Source organism: Iodobacter sp., assembly GCF_025352645.1.
Taxonomy (GTDB): Bacteria; Pseudomonadota; Gammaproteobacteria; order Burkholderiales; family Chitinibacteraceae; genus Iodobacter.
The window spans coordinates 1-8,542 of record NZ_JANXSO010000034.1 but is presented as its reverse complement, the minus strand read 5'-3'; the positions used below and the strand labels follow the sequence as shown (position 1 = coordinate 8,542).

At 47.3% G+C, this 8,542-nt stretch carries 6 protein-coding genes; all 6 read right to left on the bottom strand.

Annotated elements, in window-relative coordinates:
* Nucleotides 1-408 precede the first annotated feature (408 nt).
* Complete coding sequence (locus Q0R17_RS04195) at nt 409-1,935, bottom strand: class I SAM-dependent methyltransferase (protein ID WP_293932394.1); 1,527 nt, start codon at nt 1,933-1,935, stop codon at nt 409-411.
* Between the two features lie 24 nt (nt 1,936-1,959).
* Complete coding sequence (locus tag Q0R17_RS04190; RefSeq protein ID WP_293932392.1) at nt 1,960-3,027, bottom strand: acyltransferase; 1,068 nt, start codon at nt 3,025-3,027, stop codon at nt 1,960-1,962.
* 106 nt (nt 3,028-3,133) lie between these two features.
* Nucleotides 3,134-4,465, bottom strand: a complete 1,332-nt coding sequence (locus tag Q0R17_RS04185) for a TolC family outer membrane protein (protein WP_293932390.1) — start codon at nt 4,463-4,465, stop codon at nt 3,134-3,136.
* Nucleotides 4,466-4,475: 10 nt separating this feature from the next.
* Entirely contained in the window at nt 4,476-5,819 is a 1,344-nt protein-coding gene (locus Q0R17_RS04180; RefSeq protein ID WP_293932388.1) for an HlyD family type I secretion periplasmic adaptor subunit, read from the bottom strand.
* Nucleotides 5,820-5,905: 86 nt separating this feature from the next.
* The gene (locus tag Q0R17_RS04175; RefSeq protein ID WP_293932386.1) at nt 5,906-7,615 is read right to left on the bottom strand and encodes a type I secretion system permease/ATPase; all 1,710 of its coding nucleotides are present in this window, start codon (nt 7,613-7,615) and stop codon (nt 5,906-5,908) included.
* A 45-nt stretch (nt 7,616-7,660) separates the two neighbouring features.
* A complete protein-coding gene (locus tag Q0R17_RS04170) occupies nt 7,661-8,080 on the bottom strand; it encodes a hypothetical protein (RefSeq protein ID WP_293932384.1) in 420 nt (139 codons plus the stop codon).
* Between the last annotated feature and the right edge of the window lie 462 nt (nt 8,081-8,542).

Here is an 8,542-nt window from a genome sequence, read left to right as displayed (position 1 = left end):
CTCAGGCAAAGACAAGCCCTTTTGCATTTGGATGCCATTGACGGACATGATTCACCTCCGTAAAGCAGAACGTTCGTTCACTTTACGCCGCACGAATTGCTAAATCAAGGGTTCCGGAGCAAGAGACATAATCAGGAAAATTTAAATGATGTAGCCAATCATGCGGATATGGATGTTTTAAAGAAAAAATATCGTGGCAAGGTATTGGACGTGTCACCCGTGGAGTTTATTAGTTTAAGTATTAATGGTGGCTATAATGGCATAGAGGCCAGAAAGCAATTTTATGCGCTTGCACAGCAGGTTTTAAAATAAGCCATCTTGCAAATCATATAGGGCGGGAGAAACCCGCTGGGCATTGCTGAAACACGAAAAACGGCGGGTAGCACCCGCCCTAAGTAAACCTACCCTTTAAACAATCCCCAGTGCTTTTAATATGCCGATTTGCTTATCGCAAAATAGCTGCGCTTGTTGCGTTAATTCGGCAATATTGTCTTCGGTATTTTCTATGGTGATGCCTTGCTTAACGAGTTTTTGATTTTGCATGGCGAGGATTTGCCATGCAAATTGGGCCATTTCTGCTGGGTGTTTTTTGCCTTGGCTGCGGGCTAATAAAAAGAGCTGTTGAAAGCGGCCTACGGCTACTCCTCCGCCCGATACTGGGCTGGCAAGGTAGCTAATATCGCTGCTGCCACGGGCTTGATTGCAGAGATAGTTGTTGAGTTTTTCGCAGGCTTTTTTGGCTTTGGCGATCTGTGCGTCGTCTTGCACCAGGGCTGCGTTGCTGCTGCCAATCAGTACGATGGCAGCTTGTAGAATTTGTGCAAGGCTGAGTTGAGTGGCTTGCTCTAGCTGGCCTAAGCTGATGATTTGATGATCGCTCATGGCATCTAAAATCGGGGCGTAAATATGGTCTTGCATGGTGGCTTCGCCTAAGCTGCCATTTACTTTTAGCGATATATCATGGCGTGGTTGGATCAGCAGGATACGGAGCTGGCGTAATTGTTCGGCTTGGGCCAGATCGCTGAGTTTACGCGGGCCACGTACCCAGTAATCGCGGCGAAATTGCTGGTTTACGATAAAATCGCGGGTGGTTTCTTTAAAGCCTGCGTCGGGGATATCATTTAAAAATTGCTGCTGTTCGCTGCTTAAATTAATGGCATCAATATGGTCTAAATAATGGGCAGAGCAGGCGTAGCTTAGTTTGGCGGATTCTAGCCATTTGGTCATGGTGGCAAAGTGCATGGGTAGCCAATCACGATTAAAGTATTCGTGGGCTAGGTAATGGCGATTTTGTTCTTTTACTTTTTTAATCCGCTCGCCAATTTGTGTATTAACACGGGCGTAGAGGGGCTGGGTTTCTAATAGCTTTTCGGTAAACTCTAATGCGCCATTAATACGGCTCACAATACCATTGCCTTCTGCACCAATAATCTCTGCGTGTTCGGTCATTAAATGGCGCATGGGGGCAAAGCTGGCCCAGCCGGGCTGGGTGTTATAGCTGATATATAAAACACCGCCTACTTTTAATTTACGGCGAATAAATTCCACAATCACGGCGCGGTTTTCATCCGATATCCAGCTCCAAATACCATGCAGGCCAATGTAATCAAATTCTGGCAAATCACTGCGGGCGGCGAAATCGGTAAAAGCTTCATCAAATAATTTAGCTCCGGTGCCTGATATGCTGGCTAGCTCTTGGGCAAAGCCGGCTTGGCTAGGGTTGAAATCGGTACCATGCCATTGGGTAACGCTGGCAGCGGCATGTAAATTAGCACTCATCCCTTGGCCAAAGCCTAGCTCACACGCATTGGCCATTTCTGGGCAGGCCAAACCTGCATGCAGAAATGCAAGCTTAATCCGTAGCGGATTGAGCTCGGCGTAATAGCCGAAGGTATAGGCAATATCTGCTACATAGCCGGATGTCCAATCGCTCATAGTCATGCTCCATTAAGTTAAAAATTAATGTACATAGTGCTGGCGTAAATTTAAAAAGGGTAATTCAATACTGCGCCAGCTTAAATCGGCTAATAGGCAGCTTAATGCCAAAGCTAAAATAATCTTGGCAAAAAGTATAGCTAGTGGAAGTTCAATACTATTAGGTAAATAGGTGTTTAATAAATAGAGAATAATGGCGTGTAGTAGATAAAGGGAGTAAGACCTTTGGCCGATAAAGGCGAGTGATTTTTCTATAAATAATGGTAAGCGCCATTGGGTGTTGGCGTAGCTATAAATTAACAAGCCCCATGTTAATGCTTCGATGCTATACCAGAAGGCCAATAGAATTGAGCGGCTAGCGCTATCAAATAGCATGGTGTACTTTGATCTAATGATGCTGATTGCCATAATGGCGAAGATAGCCATTATTAATGGGTATATTTTTTTAAAGTAAGGGCTAGGGCTGAGGGTGGCTAGGCCCATGCCGATTAAAAATTGATCTAGCCTGCCAATTAGGGTGGATTGCATAACATGCGCAGGGTGCTCGGCTAGATTTAATACGCATAATTTTAATAGCAATAAAATAAGGAGTAAGCGCGCAATATAGATAAGGCCCTGCTGGCGAATAAACAGCGCTAAAAATGGGAAGATAAGATAAAAGGTAAATTCAATAGAAATCGTCCATGCTGCACCGGTAACAAAGTAATCAGAGGTGGCGGGCTTACCGATATTGCTAATAAATAGATAGATCAAGTCTTGCGGCTGAAAGCGATCCCGGCCAAGGGATATCGCTAAAAAAAACACCAGTAAAAATAAGGGGAATATGCGTAAAAAACGGTTAAAAATAAAACGCCGATAATCAATATTGCCTGCGCAGGCTATTTTCATAAATAAATAGCCAGAAAGGGTAAAAAATAAACCCACCCCCATATGCCCTTCGGTGAGCAGGGCGAGCATGGGCCAATCTGGATAGGATTTCCAATTGCCATGAAAATATTGAAAAGCGTGAAAGAAAAATACCAATAGTGCTGCTAAAGCACGAATATGCTCTAGCTTGGGGTTGAATGCGATATTGCTAGAGTGTGGCGGCATCGATGCCCTCGTTTTATGTATATTTCATGTTAAATATTGGCGGGTTTCTCCCGCTCTATGGAATTAATTGTTTTTGTAGGGGGGGAACCCGCCGTTGATTGATCCTTCAACGCAGCACCTGATCCACCGCTTGCAAATCATTTTCTTGCAAGGTTCCTGCGTAAAACTTTAATTTGATATAGCCACTTAAATAAGTGTATTGGGCGGCGGTGTGTTTTTGTTGGGCTTCAAAGAAACGGCTTTGGGCGTTGAGTAAATCCACATTATTACGTACGCCAGATTGAATGCCTTTACGGGTGGATTCGACTAATACATCGCCGGATCGCACCGCTTCTTGTAGCGCTTTGATTTGGGCGGCGCTGGAGCTTAGATCCATATATTGTTGGCGCACGCCTAGCTCTACTTGTTGCATGGTATTGCGTTGGTCTTCACTGGCGGCGGTGGCAAAGGCGACGGCGCGTTTGCTGCGGGCGTTGATTTCTCCCCCAGAAAAAATAGGGATGCTGGCGTAAATCATTAGGCTATTTGATTTGATGACATTATCCACCGTGGTGTAGCCGGGGCTGTCCTCATAACTGCTGCGTAGCCGCAGATCTACGGTGGGCAGGTGTTGGTCGATATTTTTGCTGATTTCTAGCTGTGCGGCATCTAGGGAGGCTTGGCGTTCAAACAAAACGGGGTTGTTTTGTTTGGCTTGATTCAGCCACTCGGCCAGTGGGTAGCGTAGGTGTAAATCGGCCTGCATCGTGCTGGGTTTGCGGTGGGCGAGTTGGCTCATGGATTCGCCCACGGTAACGCTTAATTCATGCAGTTTATTGCTGTGGGCGGCTTCTGCAGACAAGATATCGGCATCCACAAAATCCAGCCGGTTTTGGGCTTCGTTGACATCAGTCACGGTGCCGTAGCCAGCGGCGTACCATTTGTTGGCCTGGGTTTTTTGCTCGCGATAGGCTTTTTTCTGCTCGCCCAGTAGCTGTAGTTTGTCGTAAGCCAGCTGTACGTCTAAATATTGCTGTGCCAGCCGCAAGATCAGCTCTTGTTGGCTGCGATCTAAGGCGTGGTTGGCTTCTTTTTGCTGAAATTGTGCTTGGGATAAGGTATCCCACGCCACCATTCTAAACAGCGGTTGGCTGAGGGTGGCGGAGTAGGTTTGGCTATTAAAAGTATAGTCAGTGGAAATGCTGCGGGTTTTTCCACCCAAAGCAGGGACATCAAATTCGCTATTGACCCATTCGCGGCTGCCTTGGGCAGAGAGCGATAAATTCGGCAGCAGCGCCGCTCTAGCGATGGGCACAATTTCTTGTGCGGCAAGGTTTTGGGCCTTAGCGATGGCAAAGCGGCTGTCGTTTTGCAGTGCCTTAGGATAAAGGCTACTTAAGTCTGCGGCATGAGTTGTGGTGCAAATTAACAGCGTGAGTAAGCAGATCTTGGTTTGCATAGGGATCTCCTTATTTTTCGGTAAAGGCAAAGGCAAGGCGGTTAAGCAGAGGGCGAATGATGTAATCCAGCAGGCTGCGCTCGCCCGTTTTAATAATCACCTCGGTGGACATGCCGGGCTGGATGGCTAGCTTGTCTTTGCTAAGAGCGGCAAGGCCTTTTTTGGTGACGACTACTTTGGCACTGAAATATGGATTGCCACGCGGATCTACGATGCGGTCGGCGGAGATGCTGGTGAGCTCGCCTTCTAAAATAGGCGGTGTGCCTTTATTGCCTAAAGATGAGAAGCGAATATCTGCCAGCAGACCCGGGTGAACTTTATCGATCAGATGCGGGGGGAGTTGGATTTCCACCACGAGTTCGTCGTTTTCTGGAACGATTTCCATCAGGGTTTCGCCTGGGCGAATAATGCCGCCTACGGTATGCACATTTAGCCCAACCACTCGGCCAGCGGCAGGGGAGCGTAATACGCTGCGAGACACATCTTCTTCTTTGCCTTTTATTTCATTGTTCCAGCGGTTTAAATCGCCTTGAATCTGGCTGTATTGGGTTTCTACTTCTTTATTGAATTCTTGGGTGCGCTGCAAAATTCTTAAGCTTAATTCGCCCTTTTGGCGGCCCGCTTGCTCGATTCGGCCTAAGCCTTCGCCATATTCGCCAGAAACTTGAGCAAAAATCCTTTCCATTTCAAAGAGGCGGGTGCGTGGGGCGTAGCCATCAGCCACTAAATCACGTAGGCCAGCGATGTCTTTTTCAAGCAATTTAAGCTGCTGCTTGCGGCCTGCTTCTAGGGCGCGTAGGCCGGTGATTTGCTCGTTAATCCCTGCAATATTTTGCTGCAGAATATTGCCCTCATTGCTGAGCACGGAACGGCGAGTTTCAAAGAGCTGAACTTGCGCGTCCATTAGCTCTTTTGCCTGTGGGTTTTGCGCTTTTAATAGATTTTCATGGAAAGTAATTTTGGGTTTATGGTTTAGCTCAGCATTGAGCCGATCGGATAGCGCCTGGGTTTGCCAGTAGTTGTTTTGTACTGTGGATAAAACGGCGTTGATTTGGGTTTGATCGAGTAAAACTAAGGGCTGGCCTGCTTGAACTTCTGCACCTTCTTTAACCAAAATTTTAGCAATCATCCCGCCTTGTAAATGCTGAATGGCTTTGCGCTTGCTTTCGACTGACACTACGCCGTTGGTAGGCACGCCTTCATCCAGCGGGGCAAAGGCCGCCCAGATAAGAAAACCACCTAAACCAAATAAAAGAATAAACAAGCCAAGCCGTGTGATGGAGCGGGTATCGGTTAGCGATTGATCAACATCTAGTATCGGTTCGGGAGATTTTTGTTTGGCAAGCTTTAGCATGGTGTAAGCCTCAATCGTTGTTGTAGGGCGGGTACAAGCCGCCATATATAAACTTTTGACGTATAAATCCGCGAGTTTCTTCTGCCCTAAGAGGTCATTGCGGGAGTGGCGACTGCCGGTGGGTTGAGCGCCGCTAACACTTGATCACGTGGGCCGTAGTACTTGAGCATCCCGTCCCCCATCACCAGCAGCAAATCGACGACGGCCAGTACATGAGTGCGGTGGGTGATAAGAACGATAGTTGCGCCTGCTTCTTTGGCGCGCATTACGGCTTGCACCAAGGCACGCTCGCCTAGCTCATCTAAGTTGGCATTGGGCTCATCCAGTACAATCAGGCTGGGCATGCCATACAGGGCGCGGGCAAGGCCAATACGCTGGCGCTGGCCACCGGATAAGCCCGATCCGCCTTCACCAATGCTGGTGTCGTAGCCATGGGGCAGGCGCAAAATCATGTCGTGTACATCGGCCATTTGCGCGGCAGCCACTACTTTTTCGCTATCTATTTCACCAAAGCGGGCGATGTTTTCGGCGATGGTGCCGGAAAACAACTCAACGTCTTGCGGTAGATAGCCAATATATGGGCCTAGCTCGGCTTTATTCCATGTGTAAACATCGACGCCATCTAGTCTTACCTTGCCCATTACGGTAGGCCAAATGCCGACTAATAAGCGCGCCAAAGTGGATTTTCCGCAGGCGCTAGGGCCAACAATGCCAAGGATTTGCCCAGCAGGCATGCCAAAATTTATGCCACGGATAACCATATTTTGCGTGCCAGGAATCATGGCAGAAGCGTTATCTACCATTAATTGGCCGCTGGGGCGGGGCAAGCTCATGCCGGTTTTGCGTTCAGGAAAAGTTGCCAGTAATTCTTGCAGGCGGGCGTAGGCGGAACGTGCGCCGATAAATTGCTTCCATGTGCCAATGGCCAGCTCGATTGGGGCTAAAGCGCGGCCCATTAAAATAGACCCTGCAATCATGGCGCCTGGGGTGGTGCTGCCATCAATCACCAACAGTGCGCCAGCGCCAAGGATTAAAGACTGCAAGCTAATGCGGGTAAATTTGGTAATGGCCGAAATGCTGCCGGCTTTATCGCTGGCTTCGCCTTGCAAGGCTAAAAACTTGCCGTGGTGCTTGTACCAGCGCTGCATCAGGCCATCTAGCATGCCCATTGCTTCGATCACTTCGGCATTGCGCAAATTATTATTAGCAAAGCGCGTGGCTAAATTGGCATGGGTGGATGCTTCGGCAATGGGTTTTTTACTGACTATTTCGGTGAGATAAGCAAGGCCGGTGAGTAATAATGCCCCTACAACGGCCAGCCAGCCCAATAGGGAGCCAAGCATAAAGAGTACGGCTAGATAAATGGGGGCCCACGGCGCATCAAAAAAGGCAAATAAACCCTGGCCGGTTAAAAATTGGCGAATATTATTTAAATCATTTAAAGCGAGGCCAGCATCGCTATTGCCTGCTCTTAAATTGCGCTCAAAAGCGGCGGTAAATACCCGTGCATTAAGCTGTGAATCTAATTTACTGCTAATTCTAACCAATAATCTGGAACGTACCATTTCTAGCAAAGACATTAATCCATATAGCCCAAGCGTAATCACCGTAATCATGACTAAGGTGGTTTCATTACGGCTGGCTAATACGCGGTCATAAACTTGTAGCATATAAATAGATGGCACCAGCATCAGTAAATTAATAAAAAAACTAAAGACGCCCGCCACCATAAAATGCTGGCGCAAACCATGCAATACGCTGGCTAATTCGGAACGCGGCTGTAAATGCTGTTTCATACCATTTCCTTTTAAAAATGGAATTACACGTTTTTTTAAGCAATATTAAGTTTTTATATTATCGCTTTGCTCTTCCAAATCAGCTTCAATGGTCAGTAAATACTCTGGCCATTCGTCTTGTGCATTGGATTGGGCGGCTTCGTTTAAATCTAAAAAAATAAAATTCAAAACAAACTGCTGGTTAATCTGTAAAAGAATGATTTCTCTTAGACGCTGGGATGCAAATCTTTCAGTTACCTCTAAAGGCAGTTGCAATTGGAAACGCAGCCGTCCTTCTAGGGTAAACATGGATAAAGTATTGTCTTTAATACTTAAGGTATGTCGGTCGAAATAAACAGGTGCAGAGGGTAAAAAATGTAAATGAGGTAAAGCAACGTCACTTGGAAGGTTTTTCCATTTACTGAGCGGGTGTTCATATAGCGTGCGGTAAGCTCGGCAAATGGCATAAATCGCATTACAAGCCATTTGCGCACCCAAATCTGGCAATTGCTCGCGTAGCACTTTATAAGCCAAATGGTGCAAGGTCACCCGATGCCAGCAGCGGTGTTGTTGCGCGATGGGGGCGATTAAATTGCAAGCGTTGCAAAACTCTGTCTGCAGCGTTTGTAACCTGAGGCGCTGAGGATCTGTTGTAAGGAGAGGGACAGAGTATGTGCTGGGCATAATCACCAATCTAGGAGAGATTTCTCCTATATGAAATGCCTATATGAAGTTTTTTACCTACGTTCGTCGGATGGTTGAGTGGTGGAGTAGCAGGGAGGATGTAGGGCGGGTGAAACCAGCGAGCAATGCCGAGTAAACACGCGGGGTGCACCCCAATCCTATCAACTTAAGCAATCCGCGATTCGTAGGGCGGGTGTAACCCGCGAGTCATACTGAAAAAAACGCGGGTTGCACCCGCCCTACGATGTTTCAATGCTTGCAATA

Excerpts from the sequence above, each read along its gene's own strand:
- Q0R17_RS04195 (WP_293932394.1), bottom strand. The coding sequence starts at position 1,935 with ATGAGCGATTGGACATCCGGCTATGTAGCAGATATTGCCTATACCTTC.
- Q0R17_RS04190 (WP_293932392.1), bottom strand. The coding sequence starts at position 3,027 with ATGCCGCCACACTCTAGCAATATCGCATTCAACCCCAAGCTAGAGCAT.
- Q0R17_RS04185 (WP_293932390.1), bottom strand. The coding sequence starts at position 4,465 with ATGCAAACCAAGATCTGCTTACTCACGCTGTTAATTTGCACCACAACT.
- Q0R17_RS04180 (WP_293932388.1), bottom strand. The coding sequence starts at position 5,819 with ATGCTAAAGCTTGCCAAACAAAAATCTCCCGAACCGATACTAGATGTT.
- Q0R17_RS04175 (WP_293932386.1), bottom strand. The coding sequence starts at position 7,615 with ATGAAACAGCATTTACAGCCGCGTTCCGAATTAGCCAGCGTATTGCAT.
- Q0R17_RS04170 (WP_293932384.1), bottom strand. The coding sequence starts at position 8,080 with ATGGCTTGTAATGCGATTTATGCCATTTGCCGAGCTTACCGCACGCTA.